Below are 20646 nucleotides of genomic sequence, written 5' to 3' on the forward strand. Positions count from 1 at the left end.
CAATCCTCAAAAACCCAAGCTGGATAGCAAGTCGTCAACATCGTCTTGGCTAGTCGCCACCGCGTCCTTTTTATCGTCAACACCGGGCACGACCGGTCCCGGTAATTCGACGTTCGACATGACCGTCTCTTTCGAAGCCGCTTTAACGCTTGACAAACGGATTAAATCGACCATGCCGTTTTCCAAGTCTTCGACCATTGCTATTACGCGCCGGATGATTTGCCCGGTAATGTCCTGAAAACCTTGAGCCATTAAAATATCGTTGAGCCCGTTTTGCATAATTTCCAGCGATTTAACAGACTCATTGAAATATTCGGTGATTTCCTGACTCATGTCCTTGAACTCTTCGAAAGGCATTTTGCGAATCAAGAAACGTTCCCAGTTTTCAGCGAGCTTTGTGGCTTGTTCGTTGAGCATTCGCGCAACCGGGACGATATCTTCGACAACGGTCAAGGTTTGATCCGCTGCTTGCTCGGTCATTGTAATGACATAACGCAATCGTTCCTTCGCATCCGGAATTTCCTGCGCGGCAATCTCGGTGATTTTCGAATCCACAGAAAAATGCACCATGGCATCGTGCAATTGCCGAGTTAACCTACCCACTTCAATGAACAACTGACTTTCGCGTATTCCGGCTATTTCATCGAGAATTCTGTCGGCCGTTTGCTCGTCTCCTTCTTCTAATGCCTTAAGCAGGTCTTTAACCTGACTAAGGCGATCTTTATCGGTCATTAAATCCCCTCAGATTAGCTGTCTATGCGTTCAAAGATTTTTTCGATTTTTTCTTTGAGCGTCGCGGCGGTAAACGGCTTGATGATATATCCATTGACGCCTGCTTGAGCCGCCATAATAATTTGCTCGCGCTTCGCTTCGGCCGTTACCATTAAAACCGGGAGCGTGGCAAGATCCGGGTCGGCTCGAACGGCTTTCAGCAAATCCAATCCGGACATGCCCGGCATATTCCAGTCGGTCACTAGAAAATCGATGCCTCCGGATTTTAGTCTCGGCAGAGCGGTTTTACCGTCATCGGCTTCGGCCGTATTAGTAAAGCCCAAATCCCTCAGCAAGTTTTTTATAATACGTCTCATCGTCGAAAAATCATCCACAATGAGAATTTTCATATTTTTATCCAAGGATAGTCTCCAACCCACTCAACTTAATAAATAAAACTTTTTAACGTTTGATGCTGCGCATCGCATATCTTTTTCAATAGCACGGCCAACCCCCATCACGCTCTTTCCCAAGCTCCAGCTCTCATCGTGATACATAAGTCAAGAATTACCGTTTTGCAATCTTAGCCAATGAGGCCTCGATACCATTTTTTGTCGCCCAACGTTCCCGACTTCGAAATCGCGATCTGGGGATCGCTCCCACAGAGCATCCGGCCCCTTGTGGGAGCAACGCCTTCGTCGCGATTTCGAAGCCACTGATGTTCAATATCCGCAATTTTATCAAACAGCACAGCCGCGTAGGGTACGCTGTGCGTACCATGGTAACCCCGCAATGTCATGTGCCAACCGAACCGCCAGGGCACGGTTTTGGTACGCGCAGCGTACCCTACAATTTATGTATAACGATGAGAGCTAGAGCCTGAGTAACCGCACAAAGTATTTAGGGCAAAACGAAACATTCGGTACGGGTTACCGCAAAAGATCTACGCTAGGCATAACGTTCATGCCTGTAAAGCCCCATTCAGTCGCCATTATCATGACCTTCTCGCCAGTCCGCAAGTCTCGCTCGCAATCTCAACATGGCCTGACTGCTGATTTGACTGACACGGGACTCGCTAATATTTAAAATTTGGCCGATTTCGCGTAAATTTAATTCATCGACATAATACAGCGAAACCACGAGCTGTTCGCGCTCGGGCAAACTTCGAATCGACTCGACTAACGCCTGATTGAATTTTTCTCGGCTTAATCGGTTCAACGGATCGTTTTTTAACGGCTGATTATCATAAAAAGCCGCATCGCCTTCTTCGGACAACTCCTCGACGCTCAAGGTACGACAGCATTGCGTATCTTGCAATATACGTCCGTATTCGTCGGCACTGATCCCCAAATACTCCGCGACCTCGCCATCGTTGGCATCGCGGCCGGTTTTACTTTCGATGTGTCTTATCGCATCGCTCACCATACGCGCTTTTTTATGAACGGAACGCGGCGTCCAATCGGATCGTCGAACTTCGTCGAGCATTGCACCCCGAATGCGGATACCGGCATACGTGTCGAAACTGGCGCCTTGCGAGGCATCGAAATGCTTGATCGCATCCAACAAGCCGATCATTCCGGATTGAATCAAGTCCTCGACCAATACCGTTTCAGGCAGTTTGGCCAATAAATGATAGGCAATCCGTTTAACTAAAGGCACATGCCGCAGTACCAGGTCTTCTTTTTCACCCGATTGCACCGACGCATACATGGCCGCTCCCTTCATGCAACATCCTTTTGTGCGCCGTATTGGATCATGCGTTCGATAAAGAACTCAAGATAACCGCCCGCTTGTCCTTTGATCGGCCAGCTATTTATTTGTCTTGCCACATTTTTCAAGGCCAGAGAGGCTTTACTGCGCGGATAGGCGGCGACGACCGGGCTTTGTTGCTGAACGGCTTTGCGTAAATATTCATCATAAGGTACCGCACCTGCAAACTGTAACGTCACATCCAGATATCGGTCGGTGACTTTCGTCAATTTTTGAAAAAGATTCTGGCCTTGCTGTGCGCTTTGAACCATGTTAGTCAAAATATGGAAGCGGCTTAAGCCGTAATCACGATTTAAGAGCTTAATGAAAGCATAGGCATCGGTTAAAGAGGTCGGCTCGTCGCACACGACAACGATGACTTCTTGACAAGCACGGGCAAAATTAATGACGCTGGACGATATACCCGCCGCCGTATCGACAATCAGCACATCCAAATCCTGATCGATATCGCTAAATGCCCGAATGACTGCGGCTTGTTCGACCGTCGACAAATCGGACATATGCTGCAAGCCCGACGAAGCCGGAATCACTTGCAACCCGGACGGCCCGGTCACGATAATTTCGTTCAATGTCTTTTCGCCTTTCAATACATGCGAAAGATTGAATTTCGGATACATGCCCAGTAATACGTCGACATTGGCAAGCCCCATATCGGCATCGAGCAAGGCAACTCGCTTGCCTTGTTCGGCCAGTGCCAAACCCAAGTTTACCGATAAATTGGTTTTCCCAACGCCGCCTTTACCGCTAGTGACCGCGATGACCCGAACGGGATTCGTTTTTTTCATTCTTCTGATTCCGGCTGCCTGATCGAATGGATTATGCATAACCTTGCGCCACCCAGTCGTCATAATCAAGTATGGCATTATAATCGCTTTCTTGATCCGACTCTGCTGCGCACTGCTCAATTAATTGCTTGGCCGAGGCCACATGCAGATCCTCGGGTACTTGTTGTCCATCGGTAACATAAGATAGCGGCATGCGCTGTTCAATTAATGCCGATATTGCCGCCCCCTTGGTCGCTGCTTCGTCAAGTTTAGTCAATATGCCTGCTTCAGGCTGAAAAATTTGAAAGGCTTGGATAATCTCTTTCATCGCTTTGTATTGCGTCGCGGCAGACATCACCAAATAAGGTCGAATGCGTAAGTCATCGTGCTGTAACGTTTGGATTTGCTCGGCCAAGCGTTGGTCGCGCTGACTCATTCCGGCGGTATCGATCAAAATAAGACGCTTATCGGCAAAACCGTCGATCAAATTTCGCAGCTGCTCGGCATCGGCCGCCACACGAACCGGCACATCGAGAATCCGGCCATAGGTATTGAGTTGATCATGCGCAGCAATACGATAATTATCGGTCGTGATCAACGCGACTTGTCTCGGCCCATGTTTCAAAATGAAGCGTGCCGCCAATTTAGCGATCGTCGTAGTCTTGCCGACGCCGGTCGGCCCCACCAACGCGGCGATTCCGCCATAATCCAAAAGCGCATCATTATAGACAGGCAGCACGTTAACCAACATTTCTTGAGCTTTTTTGAACGCTGGATCGATGGTTTGATAATTACTCAAGCGACCGGCGACTTTCATACTCAAATTTTTGGCGATCCCCATATCGACCAAACGATGCAACAATTCGACCCGCACCGGATTGCTTTGACTGTTTTGCCGCCAACCGATTTCCGACAGGCGGCTATTCATCGTCATCTTCAGCGATTTCAATTCCTGGAACATATCTTTGATAAGCTGATCGTTCGCACTGTTTTCGCGGGCGACCGAAACGGGCTCTTCGGCACGCGCCGACATCACCGTTTTTTCCTGAATCGCAGGTGCCGGCTCGTCGGGAATTTCCTCTATTTTTGCCGATACAGCCGGCGCCGGCTTCTGTACCGGATCGGGCTGCAAACGACGCGGACGATTTATTTGCATTTTTTCCGCATAACCCAGATATTCGTCAAAATCCCGACGCAACGGACGCGGCGGTACCGAACCGTCCGCCCCTTTTTTTCGAGTGCTACTAATAATCTGTGCCGATTTGTTTTCAGCCGCAAAATCCTGTAACGGGGGCTGTTTGACTTCGGGGTTTTGAGCTTTCCGCTCAGCCGCATCTTTTTGCAATTTATTATGAATGAGTTGCTCGTCAAAATCGCGAGCAGCGACGATTTCCACGCCGCCATCGACCGAGCGATTGGACATGATCACCGCATCGGCACCCAACTCATCTTTAACCATGCGCATCGCTTGGCGAATGTCCGATGCAAAAAAACGTTTGATTTTCATTGTACTACCCCGTCAATTAGGCGCGTTGTCCAACCGTGGAAACCACTCTTATTTGGCGATCTTCAGGTATTTCATTGTAAGCCAACACATGCAAGCCTGAAATCGAATGACGGACGAAGCGAGCCAACCAGGGACGAACAAAGGACGAAACCAATAAAACCGGCACCTGTCCTTCCATTTCCATTTTTTGAGCACTCTCTTCCAGCGACCGATGCATTTGCTCGGCCAGCCCCGGCTCGATGCCGACACCGCCTTCACCCGCCGTCTGCAATGACTTATGCAACAATCGTTCCAACTCTGAATCCAAGGTAATAACCGGCAATTCCTGCTGTATCCCACTGATTTCATGAACGATTGATCGCCCTAGCGCCACACGGACCGCCGAGGTCAAGATATCGGGATCTTGACTCTTGACGCCGAACTCCGCCAAAGTTTCGGCAATCGTACGAATATCCCTAATCGACACATGCTCTTGCAGTAAGTTTTGCAACACCTTGACCACAACACCCAACGGCAATGTTTTTGGGACCAGATCCTCGACCAGTTTCGGGGCGACTTTCGCAAGATTATCGAGTAACTGTTGCGCTTCTTCGTAGCCGAATAATTCATGCGAGTTGCTTTGCAGTAAATGACTCAAATGCGTGGCAATAACAGTACCGGGATCGACGACGGTATAGCCCAACGTTTGCGCGTGATCTTTCTGACCCGCATCGATCCAAACCGCCTCCAGACCGAATGCCGGATCGCGACATTCCCGGCCTTTCAACGAACCGAAAACTTGACCGGGATTGATCGCCAATTCCAATTCGGGAAAGATCTCCGCCTCGCCCATGGTTACGCCCATCAAAGTGATGCGATACATCGTCGGCGACAAATCCAAATTATCGCGAATATGCACCGTAGGCACTAAAAAACCCAACTCCTGCGACAACTTTTTACGCACACCTTTGATCCGCGTCATCAGCTGCCCTCCTTGATTTTTGTCGACCAATGGAATCAAACGGTAGCCGACTTCCAAGCCGATGATATCGACCGGCATCACATCATCCCAACCCAACTCCTTGACCTCCGGTACGGTTTGGCGAACATCGAGCTCCCGCTTAGTTTCGATACTGGCCAAAACCTTCTGACGCCTGTCGATCATATAAGCAGAACCGGCCATAGAACCGGCCAGCAGAATGAATACCAAATTCGGCATGCCCGGAATAACCCCCAAAGCCCCCATTACACCGGCAGTGATATACAAGGCTTTGGAATTTTCGAAAAGCTGCGCGCTGACTTGCTGACCGATATCCTCGGTACCGCCTTTTACGCGCGTCACCACGATCGCCGACGCACTCGACAGCAATAGCGAAGGAATCTGAGCGACCAAGCCGTCACCGATAGTCAATAGCACATAAATTTCGCCGGCCTCTGCAAAACTCATTCCATGTTGACCCACGCCGATCGCGAGTCCGCCGATAATATTGACGAATAAAATAATGATACCGGCAACCGCATCGCCTCTGACGAATTTACTGGCGCCATCCATCGAGCCGTAAAAATCGGCCTCGGCGGCCACCTCGGAACGCCGCTCGCGCGCCTGATCCTGCGTAATCAATCCGGAATTGAGATCGGCATCGATCGCCATTTGCTTGCCCGGCATCGCATCCAATGTAAACCGCGCGCCCACTTCAGCAACCCGACCCGCACCTTTGGTCACCACGACGAAATTGATCACAACCAAGATCGAAAACACCACCAAGCCCACCGCGAAATTACCGCCGATGACGAACGAGCCGAACGCTTCAATCACCTTACCCGCCGCCGCACCGCCTTGATGTCCCTCGAGCAAGACGATTCGTGTCGACGCCACGTTCAATGCCAGCCTCATCAAAGTCGCCACCAAAATTACCGTCGGAAACACCGAAAACTCCAGCGGATTCAGCATATAAATAACGACCAACAGAATAATCAGAGAAAAGGCAATATTGAACGTGAAAAACAAATCCAACAAAAACGGCGGCAACGGCAGGACCACCATCGACAAAATCATGATGATCAGCAGCGGCGCGCCGAGTCCTGAGCCGCTTATCATTTTTAAGGTATTTAAAATTCGGGTAAGGTCCATGATTTAGTCTTGGTAATCGCTCGGCATAAATTAAGATTGATCGAGGCAATAGGAGCCAAAAGCTGGCAACCCCGGTTAAGGCGGATTAGTCGTGGCATTTACTTTGATGAATAAGTACTTAAGGAGACACTTACCCAATGGTTTCCAGGTCGGAGCGCTCCATCGCTCTCGAACCGCAGAGCGGTTCGGGCTGCATTCCCACGCAGAGCGTGGGAACGATGAAAAAGCACGTAGCCCGTATGCAGCGTAGCGGAATACGGGACTGGCGCGGCCCCGAAATCGCGATCTGGGGATCGCGCCCACAGAGCATCCAGCCCCTTGTGGGAGCGACGCCTTCGTCGCGATTTCGAAGCCGGGTACGCTAAGCAACAATAAAGGGTATCGAGGTCTCATTGGTTAAGATTGTAAAAGGGTTATTTTTGACTCATGCATAACGATGAGCGCAGAGCGTGGGAACGATGAAAGGGCTTATATTAGCGTAGCGGGGTTGCCATGGTACGCATAGCGTACCCTACATGACCCACCCTTCCCCTTTCCTCTTTCCTCTTTCCTCTTTCCTCTTTCCTCTTTCCTCTTTCCCCTTTCCTCTTTCCTCTTTCCTCTTTCCTCTTTCCTCTTTCCTCTTTCCCCTTTCACCTTTGACCTTTCCTCTTTCCCCCACCTCCCTACTCTTTTCGAAACTCTTCAGGGATCGGCAAATCTTGCGGCGGCGACGGCTCTTCCCAACCGTAAGCCTTGGCTGTTTTTAACTGATACACATAGGCCAGCACCTGCGCGACCGCCAAAAACAAGCCTTGCGGTATCTCCTGTTTCAAATCGGTAGAGTAATACAAGGCCCGAGCCAGAGGCGGTGCAACCAATAGCGGCACATTCGCACCGGCCGCCAAATTGCGAATTTGCGCCGCAATCAGATCGGTACCCTTGGCAATGACCTTCGGCGCAGCAGACGAATTTTGATCGTATTGCAATGCCACGGCAAAATGCGTCGGATTGGTTACGATGACATCGGCCTTAGGCACTTCCTCCATCATGCGCCGTTGCGACATTTCCATTTGTATCCTGCGCTGACGCCCTTTGATTTCCGGATTTCCTTGAGACTCCTTCATTTCGTCGCGCACTTCCTGGCGTGTCATTTTCAACTTTTCATGATGATCCCAGAGTTGGTAAGGTACATCGACCATCACGATCAAAATCAACGACGCACTCAACACCAAAAAACCGAAACCGATATGAGACAAGGCATGCTGAACAGCCTGCCCCAAGGGCTCTGCACTCAAGCCAAGAAACTCGTTCAAAAACGACTTATATAAGATCATTGCAACGCCGAACACCAACAAAAATTTGATCAGCGCCTTCAACAACTCGATCAATCCTTTTTTCGAAAACAAACGGGCCAACCCCTTGATCGGGTCGAGTTTTTCCAGCTTCGGCGTCAACGCTTCCCAACTGAACACCCATCCGCTCAGAACCAAGGGTCCAATCAACGCCGCGACAACCAATACCGCCAAAAACGGCGAGATGAGCCAGAAAGCATCGAGCAAGGCCTGCTTAAAATACTTAACCGGACTTTCGGGCGCGAAAATAACCTCCCTGCTCAATTGGAACTGGGTTTGCATAATCTCGATCATGCCTTGACCGATATATCCGCCCATGAATAACAGCAATACCGAACTGGTGACCAGCATCACAAAAGTATTGAGCTCCCTAGACCTTGCGACTTGACCTTTTTTTCGAGCATCTTCAAGCCGCTTCGCCGTGGGTTCTTCTGTTTTATCCTGACCGGTATCTTCTGCCATGTCGACCTGCTACAGACGCAGCACCTGCTCTAGAAGCTCATAACCCTCAGCCATGACACCGGTAAATTGTTGCAGCATAGTCGGCAAGGTCAGCCAGATCAGCAGCAAGCCCAGCATCAACGTAACCGGAAAACCCACCGCAAAAATATGCAACTGCGGGGCGGCGCGTGCCGCGACGCCAAAACTGACATTGACCATCAGCAAACTCGCCATGACCGGCAAAGCCAATAACAAACCCGAGGCAAACAAGCGACTGCTCCATGCAATAATCGACCAAATTTCGGCCTGCACCAACCCATCGACCGCAATCGGCACGGTATTAAAGCTATCCAACACCATGCGAATCAACATCAAATGCCCATCTAAAACAAAAAAAATCAGCGTACTGACGATAATATAAAACTGTGCCAACACCGGAATTTGTTGACCGCTTTGCGGATCGACCATCGATGCAAACCCCAAGCCCATGCTATAAGCGATCGTTTGCCCGGCAAACACTACGACGCCAAAAACCATTTGTATGATGAAACCGCTCACCAAGCCGATTAAAACCTGCTGCACCGACACAACCAAACCCTGATAACTCCACATAGGCACATCGGGCAATGGAGGCAGCAAAGGCATGACGACCAAAGTCAAGCCCAGTGCAATAACTAACCTCACCCGAGGCGGCACGCCTTGCATGCTAAACAACGGCGCTGCAACTAGCATCGCGCCGATGCGCATCAACGGCCAAATAAACGACGCAACCCAATTCAATAATTGGGCTTCGGTAAAATTCAATCGCCTACCCAATCATTTCAGGAATATCACGAATCAATTGCTGAAAAAAATCCAAGTACATTTGCAGCATCCAGGGCCCCATCGTCATCATCACGATACCGATCGCGATAAGCTTGGGAACAAAGGTCAACGTCATTTCGTTGATCTGAGTGGCGGCTTGAAACATCGCGATAATCAAACCGACTATCAATGACGGCAATAACACCGGCGCGGTCAACTTAACCGCCACCCACATCGCTTCCTGACTCACCGTGTAAATCGTTTCCGGAGTCATCGCTCCCTCCTAATGATCAAGCCACATAAAAACTGGCCGCGAGCATTTCCATGATCAGCGACCACCCGTCTGCCATCACGAACAGCATTATCTTAAAAGGCAGCGATATAATCATCGGCGACAGCATCATCATACCCATCGACATCAATACGCTAGCAACCACTAAATCGATCACCAGAAAAGGCAAAAAAATCAAAAAACCGATTTGGAAAGCCGTCTTCAATTCGCTGGTCACATAAGCCGGTAACAATACCGAAAACGGCACATCGTCGACCGATTCGACTTCTTCGTGACCGGAAATCCTGAGAAACATTTCGAGGTCGGATTCGCGAGTCTGCCTAATCATGAATTGCCGAAAAGGCACCGATGCATTCTCGACAGCGGTCAACACATCTATTTTTTCCTCGAGATAAGGCTGAATCGCATCGCGATTGACCTTGTCGAATACCGGCGCCATGATGAAAAACGTCAAAAATAACGACAAACCCAACAAAATTTGATTACTCGGCGCTTGCGCGGTCCCTAAAGCCTGACGCAACAGTCCCAAAACAATCATGATCCGAGTAAACGAAGTCATCGTCAGTAACAAGGACGGCAAAACCGTCAACATTGTCATTAACGCGAGGATCTGAATCGTTACCGAATAGGTTTGGCCGCCCTGTGCGTTGGTCGTAACCGTAAACGCCTCGACTCCAGTTGCATGAAGCGGCATCGGCAGAAGAACGGCGAAAACGAAACCGCACGTCCGCAAAGATTTAACCATTGCCGCGCCTCTTCATCGCTTGCATCAACTTTTGTGAAAACACGCTGGGGCCACCTGGTTCGCCACGATCGCTAACCAGGCGATCCTCGCCGTCCAAGACCAATAACGCCTCTATCCTTCCCGGCGTGACGCCCAAGACCAGTTGTTTATTACCGACCTCTAGCAAAACGACTTTTTCGCGCATGCCGAGGGACAAGCCGCCCAGCACCCGCATTTTCGCTTCACCGCCAACCGGCAACCCGCTTAATTTGCGTAACGACCAAACAAAAACCCCAAAGATTCCCAATACGAAGATAAGCGCCAGGCCCCATTGCAACACGTCTTGAAAACCCACATTTTTGACCGCAACTCCGGATACTTCGGATACGGGCGAGGCAAAAACCGACGGAAGGTATGCGTAAAACAAAACGCTTAAGATAAACCTAACCATCAACGAAGCTTTTTAACCCGTTCGGTTGGGCTGACTACATCAGTCAAGCGAATCCCAAACTTATCGTTTACCACGACCACTTCGCCATGAGCAATCAACGTGCCATTGACCAGAACATCCATCGGCTCGCCCGCAAGACGATCTAACTCGACCACCGAACCTTCGTTCAATTGCAATAAATTCCTGATGCTCACCTGAGTCCGACCGATCTCCATCGACATGGTCACCGGAATATCGAGAATGATATCCATTTGAATCTCATTGCCGGACTCCCCCAACTCATTCGCTTCATGGGGTTGATTATCGAATTGATCGAACGATGCCGTCTCGACATGATTGCTATTTTTGGCGCTCTTTGTTTCGGCTTCGGACTCGGCCTGCTCGTTCATAGCCGCCGCCCAATCGTCACCTAAATCCGAATCGTCTTGTTCACTCATTATCGCTATCTCTGTTTAAAACCATTTCCTAAATCCCATCTTCGCTCTTACCCAAGCTCCAGCTCTCATCGTTATACATAAGTCAAAAAATACCCTTTTGCAATCTTAACCAATGAAACCTCGATACCCTTTATTGTCACTTAACACCCGCGGATCTCCCTCACCTAACGCTCACTGCCATTAAGTTAAGCCGTTCGTGGTGAGCCTGTCGAACCATGGACGGCTTAACTTATCGACCCAGGATTTTTCCATTCCCCCTTCGACAGGCTCAGGGCGAACGGAAAAATCCTTAACTTAATGGCAGCGTCACCTAACGCTAGGTGATTTGCGTAGGGTACGCTGTGCGTACCATGGTAACCCCGCGATGTTCATGTGCCAACCGAACCATTAGGGCACGGCTTTGGTACGCGCAGCGTACCCTACAATTTATGTATAACGATGAGAGCTCCTGCTTGGGTAAGAGCATATTTTAGCCTTTTGACCTCGATGCCATTTAATGTAATTTGGCATTCTCGACCCCGAAATCGCGATCTGGGGATCGCTCCCACAAGACATTCGCCGCCTTCTGTGGAAAACCACTAAGGATTCGGTCATAAATAACTTCCCTATTTTTAATGCAAGGTAAGGAACGAGCATGAAATAATTTAGACAACTGTCGGAAGGGGGTTTGGTGGCTCGATTGACAGGTGTCGGCGGCAGGGCAGATTTTTGCTCCTCGGCAACTGCTCCTGCGTTGCCCTAATACACGCCATCCCTGGCGTAATGCAAAATCTGCATTCATGCCATCCTTGGCAATCAGTCGCCGCCGTCAAGCCTACATGGACGTATTCACGGCGTCCTGTCAAGCGAGTCACCAAACCGCCACAAAGCCTACTACTTGTATAAGTTATTTTGTGCATATTCCTAAGCGAGTTACCGAACCCGCTACAAAACTCATAGCTCCAGGAATTTATTGGCACGAACCCCTTACCGTCAAACATAATCGGGGTTTACCTTGTTAACAATCTTGATCGCGTAATTACCGTCCGATAAACCAATCTTGCCTTCAAATACCGGAATGGTCTGCGCTCTCAAGCGCACGATATCCGGCATATCGACCGGTATCACATCGCCTTTTTTCAATTGCATGACGTCCTTAACCGTCATTTTTTTCTCGATCAGCAAGCTATCGAGCGTGACGGCCACATTCATGACACTTTTTCTCAGTAACTCCTGCCAACGCCCGTCCGTCTCGCCCCGATCGCTGATCACCTGATCGAGCAATTCCCGAATCGGCTCAATCATCGTATAAGGCATGACGATATTGATATCCCCGCCGCCGCCATCGAGCTCGACATGCATCGTCGAGATCACAACAATCTCCGATGGACTGACGACATTCGCGAATTGCGGATTAACTTCGGAAGTCAAATATTCAAACTGCAACGCTAAAACCGGCCTCCAGGCTTCCTGTAAATCCTTGAAAATCATATCGATAAACAAACGAATCACCCGCATCTCGGTCGGCGTAAATTCACGGCCTTCGACCTTGTTATAAAACTGCCCGGTACCGCCAAAAAAATTGTCCACTGCGGTAAAAACCAAGCGCGGCTCCATAACGATCAAAGCACGGCCTTTCAACGGCATAAATTTAACAATGTTCAGATTGGTCGGCACGAACAAACTCTGAACATATTCGGAAAATTTTTGTACTTGTATACCTGAAATCGAAATTTCCGCCGAACGCCTCAAAAAATTGAACAAGGTAATTCGAAAATAGCGTGCGAAACGTTCATTGATCATCTCCAACGTCGGCATTCGGCCGCGAACGATGCGCTCCTGACTGGTAAAATCGTACGCTCGCGCGCCGGTGTATTCCTCTACATCATCGGTTTCGGTTTCGATTTCGCCATCGTCGACGCCATGCAACAAAGCATCGATTTCTTCTTGCGAAAGCAGGTCTGCAGTAGACATAATTATTGCATCACGAATGAAGTAAAAAACACTTCCTTGAGAGACTGTTTACCGGTCATTTTTTCCAAGACCGAACTCACCTCGGCGTGCACCGCTTCCCTAAGCGTCTCCTTACCCTCCCGAGAATTAAGTTCATCGGAACTTTGCGCGCTAATCAACATTAAGAGATTATTTCGAATCATAGGGTCATGTTTTTTTAAGTCTTCTATGGCTTCTTGATTATCAACCAACAACGATATCGAGACCTGCATCAACCGCATTCTCGAACCCGCAGGAAAGTTTACTATCAGCGGTTTACTAAAATCGTAATAAAAAACCTCGGGCTTGGCTTCAGATTTTTGTTCGGACTCTGCAACGTCGGCCGCATTCTCGGAATCATCACCGGCAAGAAAAAAATAAGCGCCGCCCGCGCCCGCCAATACCAGCAAAACAGCCAATATGATGATAATGAGCGTCTTAGACGACTTCTTTTCGCCTTCCGCTGTTTGATTTTTTTCCGCCATATATATTTACCTTGTTATCTCAATTCATGATTCAGCAATAAACAAACCATAATTAACTTATGATTATAGATCATCACCTTAACTAATTACCTTAAAAGCGTTACGATAACGGTGACAAATTTTAGCCACTTTTCGAATCGTTATTTTGTTCTACAGTATAAAGCAGACTTGCGGCATTCGCTCCGGGTTATGTCTCGAACTGTCGTTTACCGAACGTTAGCCGAGCGAATATCTAACCTATGCAGTAGCGAGGATGGCGTGAATGCAGGCTTTGCAAGATCAAAATCAATCGTGCATATTCATAGTAGAATAAACAATCAAAGCTACAAATACCGTTTTCCTGAAATCATTCGAAAGATAAACAGTATTTTGGTGATCCGTCCACCCGGTGAAATTATTGTAGCCGATTCATGCCTCAACTTTGCTCGGCATAAACGGAGTACAATATTTGCTAATTTCCTTTAATGCGTTTTATGGTTAACCTACGACTCTAAAAATGTAATGGTTCAGCCCCTTTTTATACCCGTAGTAGATCAAAATTCGGCGCCGGGGTGTCCGCCAAAGGACGCCGTGAATACGTCCATGTAGACTCTATGCCAGCTCCATTCTGGCAAAGCCTTTGCCGCACACCCCGACGCCTCCTCGGGCACTGCCGAAATTTGAAGTGCAAAAGGTATAATCAAGTTGGATTTTTACCGCACCCTTCTAAAAAAAGGGATTGAGGGGAATTTATTTAAATAGTCGCCTTTACCAAGAGGGAGACGGAATACTTACCTGAAAATTACTTTTACGCCATGGCTTTACGACGGAATAAACGAACTTGATCGACCCTCATCGACTTTCCACACAATTGATCCGGCATCTCTATCGGCATTCAACAAGAGATCTTGCCGTTCATTGTGTACATACCGGCCTTATTGCAGCATACTTATGGTTCGAACTTCCCTTATCGATATGGGGGGCTTGGCTTGCTATTGCCTTGCTTGCCGGCTTTTGGCATTGGTATAGAAGCACCCAGGCGCTCCGCCATATTCCCGACGATACCATTAAGGGCGACACGATCGTGCCCGACATTGTCGCGGCCGGCATTGCCGGATTAAGCCTTGGCGTCAGCGCGCTCCTATTTCCCTTGCTATCGTTAGACACCCGCTTATTCGTCTTCATGATGCTGAGCGCTGTCGCCGCTGCAGCAATGCCTAGGCTTAGCACCTTGCCGTCGGTCTATGCGGCATTCTTATTCGGAATCTTGCTACCATTAATTGGTATTTTAATCGTAATGGACAACGAGCCCGGCTTAAGCTCGATTCCCGCTATATTGATACTGGGCGGCAGCCTCTTTTATTCCGCTTATCGACTGCATTCCGATTTAATGGACGGCCTGCTTTCCCGCTTCGGTTTGGAAAACGAGGCCGGACAAGACAAATTGACGGGCCTTGCGAATCGACGCCGTTTCGATTTCGTACTACAACAAGAATGGGCGCATGCACTTCGATACAGAACCCCGATTTCCTTGATCATTATGGATATCGATTTTTTCAAGAAATACAACGACCATTACGGCCATCAAGAAGGAGACGACTGCTTGGAGCAAGTCGCGGGCGCGCTCGCCGAATCGGTTAAGCGGGCGATCGACCTAGTGGCGCGTTATGGCGGAGAAGAGTTTGTCGTACTGCTCAGTAAAACGGCGCGTGACGATGCCTATGCGATCGGCGAGCGGATGCGCCAAGCCGTCGAGGATCTCGAAATTGCTCACGAACAATCGACGCTAGGCCATGTCACGATTAGCCTCGGAGGTTTTACAACATTTGCGAGGGAAGACATGAAGGCCGAAGACTTGGTAAAACTAGCCGACAAAGCTCTATACCGCTCTAAAGAAAGTGGGCGCAACAGGGTCACCTGGTATGACCCGAAACTGGACGATCCTGAAACGGCGGAGTTGTAATAACGCAGCCATTAACCAAACCCGCGATTTGTTATAATGGCTCTCATGACGTTCCATGATGGGTTTCGCTCCGCTCTACCCATCCTACATTAAACTTCCGACTCTGTAGGATGGGTAGTAGCGAAGCGGAAACCCATCGCTTTGTTTGAAGCGCAGGTACGGCCAATAGCGATTTAGCTGCGGCGGGGAGTAGCGTTTAGCTTGATGCGTATGGTTATTCAACCCGTCCTGCATAGCATGAAGCCCCCCAATCTTCCGTAGAAACTGGAAAAAACTCATATCAACAAGTCAGGCCGACCTGAATCCAGATCAATCAGCTTAACATCTGCATAACCGATCTCAACCCCCAATACACTCAACAGTGCATCCAACACAGGCGCAACGGCCGCCAAAATGATACGAACTAAACCTGCGGCAATGCCTAAAGAGTTCAGATCGACACCGGCAACGTTTACCAAGTTTTCGTCTTCGAGCGCATTGGCCAAGCTTTGTCCCACATTGCTATCGGCCCGTTGAATCTGCGGCAAGGTGCCGACTTCAAATTGCAAACTTTCCTCTATCGCATCGCTCAAATTTAGCGACAGGCTCAGCGGCACCTGAATATCTTCATAACTGGGGAACAATAATAACCTAACCACTTTTAGGTTAAGCGTCACAAGAACATCGAGATCGACGCTGGCGATGCCTTTCTCGACGCCGATAGTCACGAGCGAGTTCGGACTCCCCGGGCCGGCGCATTGAATGCTTTCCAGACAGGCGCGGCCTTGGGCAACCTCGACCGCTAAATTGATGAGCACATCGACATCGATCAAATCCGACGAGTCCAACAACGCCCCCAACAGATTGAACAAACCGTTTAACAAGTCAGCCAACAAGCCTTCACCGATCAATCCGCCGACGACACTTTTGACTAACGAGCCCTGAGCCGTTAAGTCCAGTCTGACTTGCGCGGTTTTCGCCTCGGTGCGGCAATTGCCGTCTACGTCCATTCCAGGCGGGCCTATGGCGAGTTGCGGCAGCTCTATCACATATAGCACAGTGTTTAATGCAAGCCCTCCCGGCAATCCGAAATTCAAAGGCAGCGTCAGCGCGTTGTCACCATTGGCGACCAAGGCTGTCGTGGTAAGCAGATCGAGCAAATTAACCTCGACCGAAGCTGCCTGCTCCACATTCGGCGCGGTCACGGCCAAGACGTCCCCTAATGTCAGCTCGGCATTGGAAACGGCGGCACTCGCCAAGGTCTGCATTGCCGCGACTACCTCTAATGCCACGACATCGGAATCGTTCACCGCATTCGCGTAAATTTGCAGCAACTCGCCTACCGACAGCGGGGCTTTCAACAACTCATTGACGGTGCCGACGCCGGCCGCGGCTTGCACCAGACTCAGCAGAGAAATATTAGTATTCGCAATACCTTCATAAGAAACCGCACTGAGATCGAGTGAAGATCCCAGAATCTCTCCGAGTAAGATATTGAGAACCGTCGATTTCTCGCTATCCAACGACAACAATCCGCTACCGACGGAAAACCCGGCCAATGCCCGGCGTTCGGCGACCGCAGTCGCTTGCAAGGTGGCCTCTCGTCCTAGTATTCCGCCGGCGAATAGACTCGCCGGCACGGTATTGCCGGCGGTCACCCGCACCGCCGTCGACGTGGCCGGATTATCCATCATGAAATGCCTGACGCCGCCCTCGCCCAGCGAGATCGTACCCAGTAAAACTTCCAGCGTTCTGTCGCCGGCCACCGGATGATTATTGCGCGCCGCGCTGGCCTGCGCGGCCGCTTCCGCGGTCGATAAACTGCCGTCGCCGCACCAACCGGATTGCGAGGAGGCATCCAAGGCCGCCATATCGGCTACGGTCTGCAAGCGCCGCTGCTCCATCATCAAGCGCCCGGTATCGACTGCCAGCGCGGTAAACAAGATCGACAGCAGCAATACCATCGCACCCAGAATACCCAAGGCGCCTCGTTGTCGAGTGAGCGATCGTGCGCAGCGGCTGGGGCTTTCCCAAGGTTTGTTTAACGAATGCATGGCGTTACTGCTCAACTCTTGCTCCAACGGCATTCGCGCCGAATATTACTGTGAAAGTTCGTAGATTGGGACTCTTTATCTAAATTTTCGATATGAAAAACAATGTCGGTTCCGAGGAAGGTGCGGTTGCTCGCAAGACAGGTGTCTGGCGAGTAACCGGACCCGCCACCCTGAGCATTTTCATTATCCGGGGTGATGACAGCATCTTCATGATCGTTAGTTCGAAGAACCGCTGCTTATGCCGTCTTGATTCATTTTGAAATACTCGGGAATTGTATGCGTGAAGCTTTCGACATAGCGCTTATGAATCTCGTGCGCGACCGGCCCCGAAACCGTCTGCCGCGTCGAAGAAGCCACGCTTCCGCTCCGTTGCAGTTCCAGCCAGCGCCGGGTGTCCTCTCCGAGCGTACGCTCCTTCGGAGATTCGGCAAGCGCACTGCCGGCGTTAAACAAAAATATCAGCGACAAGCCCGCCGCGATCGAATTAATGGACATCATTCCCCCTTTAATAATCTAAGTTTATCTCGGTCCCACCGCGCCAGCGTAGGAGTCCTAAAAATCGTAATTACCGCCTTGCCAGTAAATATTCAGTCCCCTTTTTTTAAGGCTATGTTCGCGTTAATAGTTGATACTTTTGAACTTAAAGCCAACATGAACCCCAAGGATTCAACTCTGAATAACTTTTTTTTCAATATCGCGCCAATGGCTGAAAGGAGGGTACGGTTGCTCGATTGACAGGTGTCGGCAGCAGGGATAGCTGCCGTCAAGCCTACATGGACGTATTCACGGCGTCCTGTCAAGCGAGTAATCGTACCCTCTTCCACGCTCAGTGTATTGGAAAGCAATCATTGACTATTTCCTAAGTGGTTTATTTAGTAGGAAAGAGAATCGTTTCAACTGCTAACGCGAACATAGCCTTTTTTAAGGGGGAGGCCATCAAGTACACCTGAATTACCGTTATTTGCCAACGGGATCTGAATACTTACCCTTGCTATCTTAGCTAATGCGACCTCGATACCCTTTATTGTTACCTAACGCACCCGGCTTCGAAATCGCGACGAAGGCGTCGCTCCCACAAGGGGGCTTCACCGACACCGGGGCGGGTTATTCAATCCGCCCCATACATTCTATTTGCTTTGGCCACGGTCGAAACGTTTAGGACGGGGTTACAAACCCTGTCCTGCCAAGTCTCTTTCCTCTTTCACCTTTCACCTTTCTTCTTTCATCACTCCCCTTCACCTTCCACGTCCAAAGACGCCTTAATTCCCTCGGCTTGCAGCTGCAACTGTGCAACCGTTTCCGCGTCCATGCGCAAATGCTCGGAAAAAACCCGTAACTCCTGCTCCTTGCCCATCATCGACAGCAGCAAGATCATGTTACTGGCGGCTAAACGATCGCCGCCATCGAGCTCCAGAACCGTCAAAAACTCTTCGCGAGCCGAATCGAAGCGGCCGCCCAGCAGCAAGGCATAACCTAAATCGTTGCGTACGCGTAAATCGACCGGCAATTCATCAGCGGCTTTTTGTAAATAATAAATAGCCTCATTAATACGTTGTTTTCTACCGGCGATCAGCCCTAGCCCGTGATAACCCCTGCCCGCCAAGCAACTTTTCAGTAACTTACGGTAAAACGTTTCGGCCTTGTCCGCGTGATCCGTCCTGCGCAAAATTTCCGCACGCAAGTAAGCAGCCTGCAACGAGGACGAGTGCGTTTCGTCCAAGTGCGCCAATGCCGCGTAAAGCTTTCCGCCATCCATGAGCTGGCGGATCAAATCGAGTTTGACGTTTTGCTCCGGTTTGGGATCGTCTCCGCAAGATCTCGCAAGAACCTGAGCCTGATCATTCCGATCCCTGTCGATACCGTCTTTGGGCGGCAACAGTCCGCAGCCGGTCATCACCGCTCCGACAATACTCAGCAAGACGCCAACGCGCACACGTTCACCCGGCAACATTCATCAACCCCCTCGCCAAAGCCAAAAATCCCGGCCCGGCCAGAAAAATCAGCAAGGCCGGAAAAAGAAAAATCATCATCACGATCGACATTTTAGCGGACAAGCGATTGACATATTCGCGCATCGCCGATTGTTGACGCTCTTCGATCAATTGCGCAAAGTTCGCCAACGACTCGCGGATATTACCGCCATAGCGCGTGACTTGTTTGATGATCGCGACTGTATCGCTCAACTCGTTCACCTCGAGCGGCGCGGCCATCTCGCTCAGAGCTTCGGCCCTATCGTGTCCGGCGTCGAAGCGCTGCAGCACACCAACTAATTCTTCTGAAAGATTGGGCATCAAAATCCGCCCTTCTTCGTGCATCACGCGTATGGTATGTTCGGTAGAAAGCCCCGCATCGAACAGCATGCGCAATAAATAAATCGCGGTAGGCATTTCCCGGGCCAACGCATTACGGCGCGCGGCGGCGCGGTAGCGCAAGAGATAACGCGGCGCGAGAAAGCCCAACACAAAGGCGACGAACACCAACGCCATTTTTTGCGTCCCCGTCATATCGCCATCAGCGGCGCCAAAAACCCCGCCGAGCAACGCCAAGGCAAAGGGTGTCAGCCAAGTTGCCGACCAAAACACCAGACGTTTGCGCGGCGCGTGCCAACCGGCCTGTTTCAAGAGCCGAGTCATTTCTTCCTGGTCCGATCCGACGAATATTTTGCCCAGCGTTTTACCGCCCATGCGTTCCGCCGACGCCAATATCCAGCCTTCTTCGGGACTTCCCGAACGCACCCCGGTCTTGAGCAATTCATGGAACCGGCGCTGCGCCGCCGGCGAGGCGTTGCCGGAACGATTTGCCGTCCACAGCAGTAACACGCCCGCCAACGCCAGCAGCAAAGCCATCGACAGATACATCCACAATTCCAT

Annotated in this window: 19 protein-coding genes; 1 reads left to right on the forward strand and 18 read right to left on the reverse strand. The window is 50.1% G+C overall.

Annotated features, from left to right (window positions below):
• Positions 1-6 precede the first annotated feature (6 nt).
• The 14 genes from MEALZ_RS15405 to MEALZ_RS15475 all read right to left on the reverse strand — a co-directional run bounded on the left by MEALZ_RS15405 (position 7) and on the right by MEALZ_RS15475 (position 13801).
• The gene (locus tag MEALZ_RS15405) at positions 7-732 is read right to left on the reverse strand and encodes a protein phosphatase CheZ (protein WP_014149582.1); all 726 of its coding nucleotides are present in this window, start codon (positions 730-732) and stop codon (positions 7-9) included.
• 14 nt (positions 733-746) lie between these two features.
• Complete coding sequence (gene cheY / locus MEALZ_RS15410; protein ID WP_014149583.1) at positions 747-1121, reverse strand: chemotaxis response regulator CheY; 375 nt, start codon at positions 1119-1121, stop codon at positions 747-749.
• 571 nt (positions 1122-1692) lie between these two features.
• Positions 1693-2436, reverse strand: a complete 744-nt coding sequence (locus MEALZ_RS15420) for an RNA polymerase sigma factor FliA (protein WP_014149584.1) — start codon at positions 2434-2436, stop codon at positions 1693-1695.
• A complete protein-coding gene (locus tag MEALZ_RS15425) occupies positions 2433-3266 on the reverse strand; it encodes a MinD/ParA family protein (protein ID WP_046061632.1) in 834 nt (277 codons plus the stop codon). Before MEALZ_RS15425 ends, MEALZ_RS15420 begins: the two co-directional genes overlap by 4 nt.
• A 31-nt stretch (positions 3267-3297) precedes the next feature.
• Positions 3298-4752 carry a flagellar biosynthesis protein FlhF gene (gene flhF, locus MEALZ_RS15430; protein WP_014149586.1) on the reverse strand — a complete coding sequence of 485 codons (1455 nt, stop codon included), beginning with the start codon at positions 4750-4752 and terminating at the stop codon, positions 3298-3300.
• 16 nt (positions 4753-4768) lie between these two features.
• The gene (flhA, locus tag MEALZ_RS15435; protein ID WP_014149587.1) at positions 4769-6862 is read right to left on the reverse strand and encodes a flagellar biosynthesis protein FlhA; all 2094 of its coding nucleotides are present in this window, start codon (positions 6860-6862) and stop codon (positions 4769-4771) included.
• A 665-nt stretch (positions 6863-7527) separates the two neighbouring features.
• Complete coding sequence (gene flhB / locus MEALZ_RS15440) at positions 7528-8658, reverse strand: flagellar biosynthesis protein FlhB (protein ID WP_014149588.1); 1131 nt, start codon at positions 8656-8658, stop codon at positions 7528-7530.
• 9 nt (positions 8659-8667) lie between these two features.
• The gene (gene fliR / locus MEALZ_RS15445) at positions 8668-9441 is read right to left on the reverse strand and encodes a flagellar biosynthetic protein FliR (RefSeq protein WP_014149589.1); all 774 of its coding nucleotides are present in this window, start codon (positions 9439-9441) and stop codon (positions 8668-8670) included.
• A 4-nt stretch (positions 9442-9445) separates the two neighbouring features.
• Positions 9446-9715 (reverse strand): flagellar biosynthesis protein FliQ, encoded by a 270-nt coding sequence (gene fliQ / locus MEALZ_RS15450; RefSeq protein ID WP_014149590.1) that lies wholly within the window; start codon positions 9713-9715, stop codon positions 9446-9448.
• A 16-nt stretch (positions 9716-9731) separates the two neighbouring features.
• A complete protein-coding gene (gene fliP, locus MEALZ_RS15455) occupies positions 9732-10427 on the reverse strand; it encodes a flagellar type III secretion system pore protein FliP (RefSeq protein ID WP_162473020.1) in 696 nt (231 codons plus the stop codon).
• A gap of 43 nt (positions 10428-10470) precedes the next feature.
• Positions 10471-10908, reverse strand: coding sequence for a flagellar biosynthetic protein FliO (gene fliO / locus MEALZ_RS15460; RefSeq protein WP_014149592.1), 438 nt, complete (start codon positions 10906-10908; stop codon positions 10471-10473).
• Entirely contained in the window at positions 10908-11345 is a 438-nt protein-coding gene (fliN, locus tag MEALZ_RS15465) for a flagellar motor switch protein FliN (RefSeq protein ID WP_014149593.1), read from the reverse strand. Before fliN ends, fliO begins: the two co-directional genes overlap by 1 nt.
• Positions 11346-12317: 972 nt before the next feature.
• Positions 12318-13298 carry a flagellar motor switch protein FliM gene (gene fliM, locus MEALZ_RS15470; protein WP_014149594.1) on the reverse strand — a complete coding sequence of 327 codons (981 nt, stop codon included), beginning with the start codon at positions 13296-13298 and terminating at the stop codon, positions 12318-12320.
• Positions 13299-13300: 2 nt separating this feature from the next.
• On the reverse strand, positions 13301-13801 hold the full coding sequence (locus tag MEALZ_RS15475) for a flagellar basal body-associated FliL family protein (RefSeq protein ID WP_014149595.1): 501 nt from the start codon (positions 13799-13801) through the stop codon (positions 13301-13303).
• An 820-nt stretch (positions 13802-14621) separates the two neighbouring features.
• Between MEALZ_RS15475 and MEALZ_RS15480 the strand changes: the two genes are divergently transcribed.
• Positions 14622-15743 carry a GGDEF domain-containing protein gene (locus MEALZ_RS15480; protein WP_014149596.1) on the forward strand — a complete coding sequence of 374 codons (1122 nt, stop codon included), beginning with the start codon at positions 14622-14624 and terminating at the stop codon, positions 15741-15743.
• Positions 15744-16018: 275 nt separating this feature from the next.
• Here MEALZ_RS15480 and MEALZ_RS15485 read toward each other — a convergent pair whose 3' ends face one another.
• The 4 genes from MEALZ_RS15485 to MEALZ_RS15500 form a co-directional block, all read right to left on the reverse strand.
• On the reverse strand, positions 16019-17776 hold the full coding sequence (locus MEALZ_RS15485; RefSeq protein ID WP_162472978.1) for a TadG family pilus assembly protein: 1758 nt from the start codon (positions 17774-17776) through the stop codon (positions 16019-16021).
• A 216-nt stretch (positions 17777-17992) separates the two neighbouring features.
• Positions 17993-18274 (reverse strand): DUF3613 domain-containing protein, encoded by a 282-nt coding sequence (locus MEALZ_RS15490; RefSeq protein WP_223842317.1) that lies wholly within the window; start codon positions 18272-18274, stop codon positions 17993-17995.
• Between the two features lie 727 nt (positions 18275-19001).
• Positions 19002-19727 (reverse strand): tetratricopeptide repeat protein, encoded by a 726-nt coding sequence (locus MEALZ_RS15495; protein ID WP_014149599.1) that lies wholly within the window; start codon positions 19725-19727, stop codon positions 19002-19004.
• A complete protein-coding gene (locus tag MEALZ_RS15500; RefSeq protein ID WP_014149600.1) occupies positions 19714-20646 on the reverse strand; it encodes a type II secretion system F family protein in 933 nt (310 codons plus the stop codon). The genes MEALZ_RS15495 and MEALZ_RS15500 overlap by 14 nt, the downstream gene beginning before the upstream one ends.

Source organism: Methylotuvimicrobium alcaliphilum 20Z, assembly GCF_000968535.2.
GTDB classification, from domain to species: Bacteria; Pseudomonadota; Gammaproteobacteria; order Methylococcales; family Methylomonadaceae; genus Methylotuvimicrobium; species Methylotuvimicrobium alcaliphilum.

Excerpts from the sequence above, each read along its gene's own strand:
- flhB (WP_014149588.1), bottom strand. The coding sequence starts at position 8,658 with ATGGCAGAAGATACCGGTCAGGATAAAACAGAAGAACCCACGGCGAAG.
- MEALZ_RS15495 (WP_014149599.1), bottom strand. The coding sequence starts at position 19,727 with ATGTTGCCGGGTGAACGTGTGCGCGTTGGCGTCTTGCTGAGTATTGTC.
- fliQ (WP_014149590.1), bottom strand. The coding sequence starts at position 9,715 with ATGACTCCGGAAACGATTTACACGGTGAGTCAGGAAGCGATGTGGGTG.
- MEALZ_RS15490 (WP_223842317.1), bottom strand. The coding sequence starts at position 18,274 with ATGATGTCCATTAATTCGATCGCGGCGGGCTTGTCGCTGATATTTTTG.
- fliO (WP_014149592.1), bottom strand. The coding sequence starts at position 10,908 with ATGGTTAGGTTTATCTTAAGCGTTTTGTTTTACGCATACCTTCCGTCG.
- MEALZ_RS15405 (WP_014149582.1), bottom strand. The coding sequence starts at position 732 with ATGACCGATAAAGATCGCCTTAGTCAGGTTAAAGACCTGCTTAAGGCA.
- flhF (WP_014149586.1), bottom strand. The coding sequence starts at position 4,752 with ATGAAAATCAAACGTTTTTTTGCATCGGACATTCGCCAAGCGATGCGC.
- MEALZ_RS15485 (WP_162472978.1), bottom strand. The coding sequence starts at position 17,776 with ATGCATTCGTTAAACAAACCTTGGGAAAGCCCCAGCCGCTGCGCACGA.
- cheY (WP_014149583.1), bottom strand. The coding sequence starts at position 1,121 with ATGAAAATTCTCATTGTGGATGATTTTTCGACGATGAGACGTATTATA.
- MEALZ_RS15500 (WP_014149600.1), bottom strand. The coding sequence starts at position 20,646 with ATGGAATTGTGGATGTATCTGTCGATGGCTTTGCTGCTGGCGTTGGCG.
- MEALZ_RS15425 (WP_046061632.1), bottom strand. The coding sequence starts at position 3,266 with ATGAAAAAAACGAATCCCGTTCGGGTCATCGCGGTCACTAGCGGTAAA.
- fliN (WP_014149593.1), bottom strand. The coding sequence starts at position 11,345 with ATGAGTGAACAAGACGATTCGGATTTAGGTGACGATTGGGCGGCGGCT.
- fliP (WP_162473020.1), bottom strand. The coding sequence starts at position 10,427 with ATGCCGCTTCATGCAACTGGAGTCGAGGCGTTTACGGTTACGACCAAC.
- fliM (WP_014149594.1), bottom strand. The coding sequence starts at position 13,298 with ATGTCTACTGCAGACCTGCTTTCGCAAGAAGAAATCGATGCTTTGTTG.
- MEALZ_RS15475 (WP_014149595.1), bottom strand. The coding sequence starts at position 13,801 with ATGGCGGAAAAAAATCAAACAGCGGAAGGCGAAAAGAAGTCGTCTAAG.
- MEALZ_RS15420 (WP_014149584.1), bottom strand. The coding sequence starts at position 2,436 with ATGAAGGGAGCGGCCATGTATGCGTCGGTGCAATCGGGTGAAAAAGAA.
- flhA (WP_014149587.1), bottom strand. The coding sequence starts at position 6,862 with ATGGACCTTACCCGAATTTTAAATACCTTAAAAATGATAAGCGGCTCA.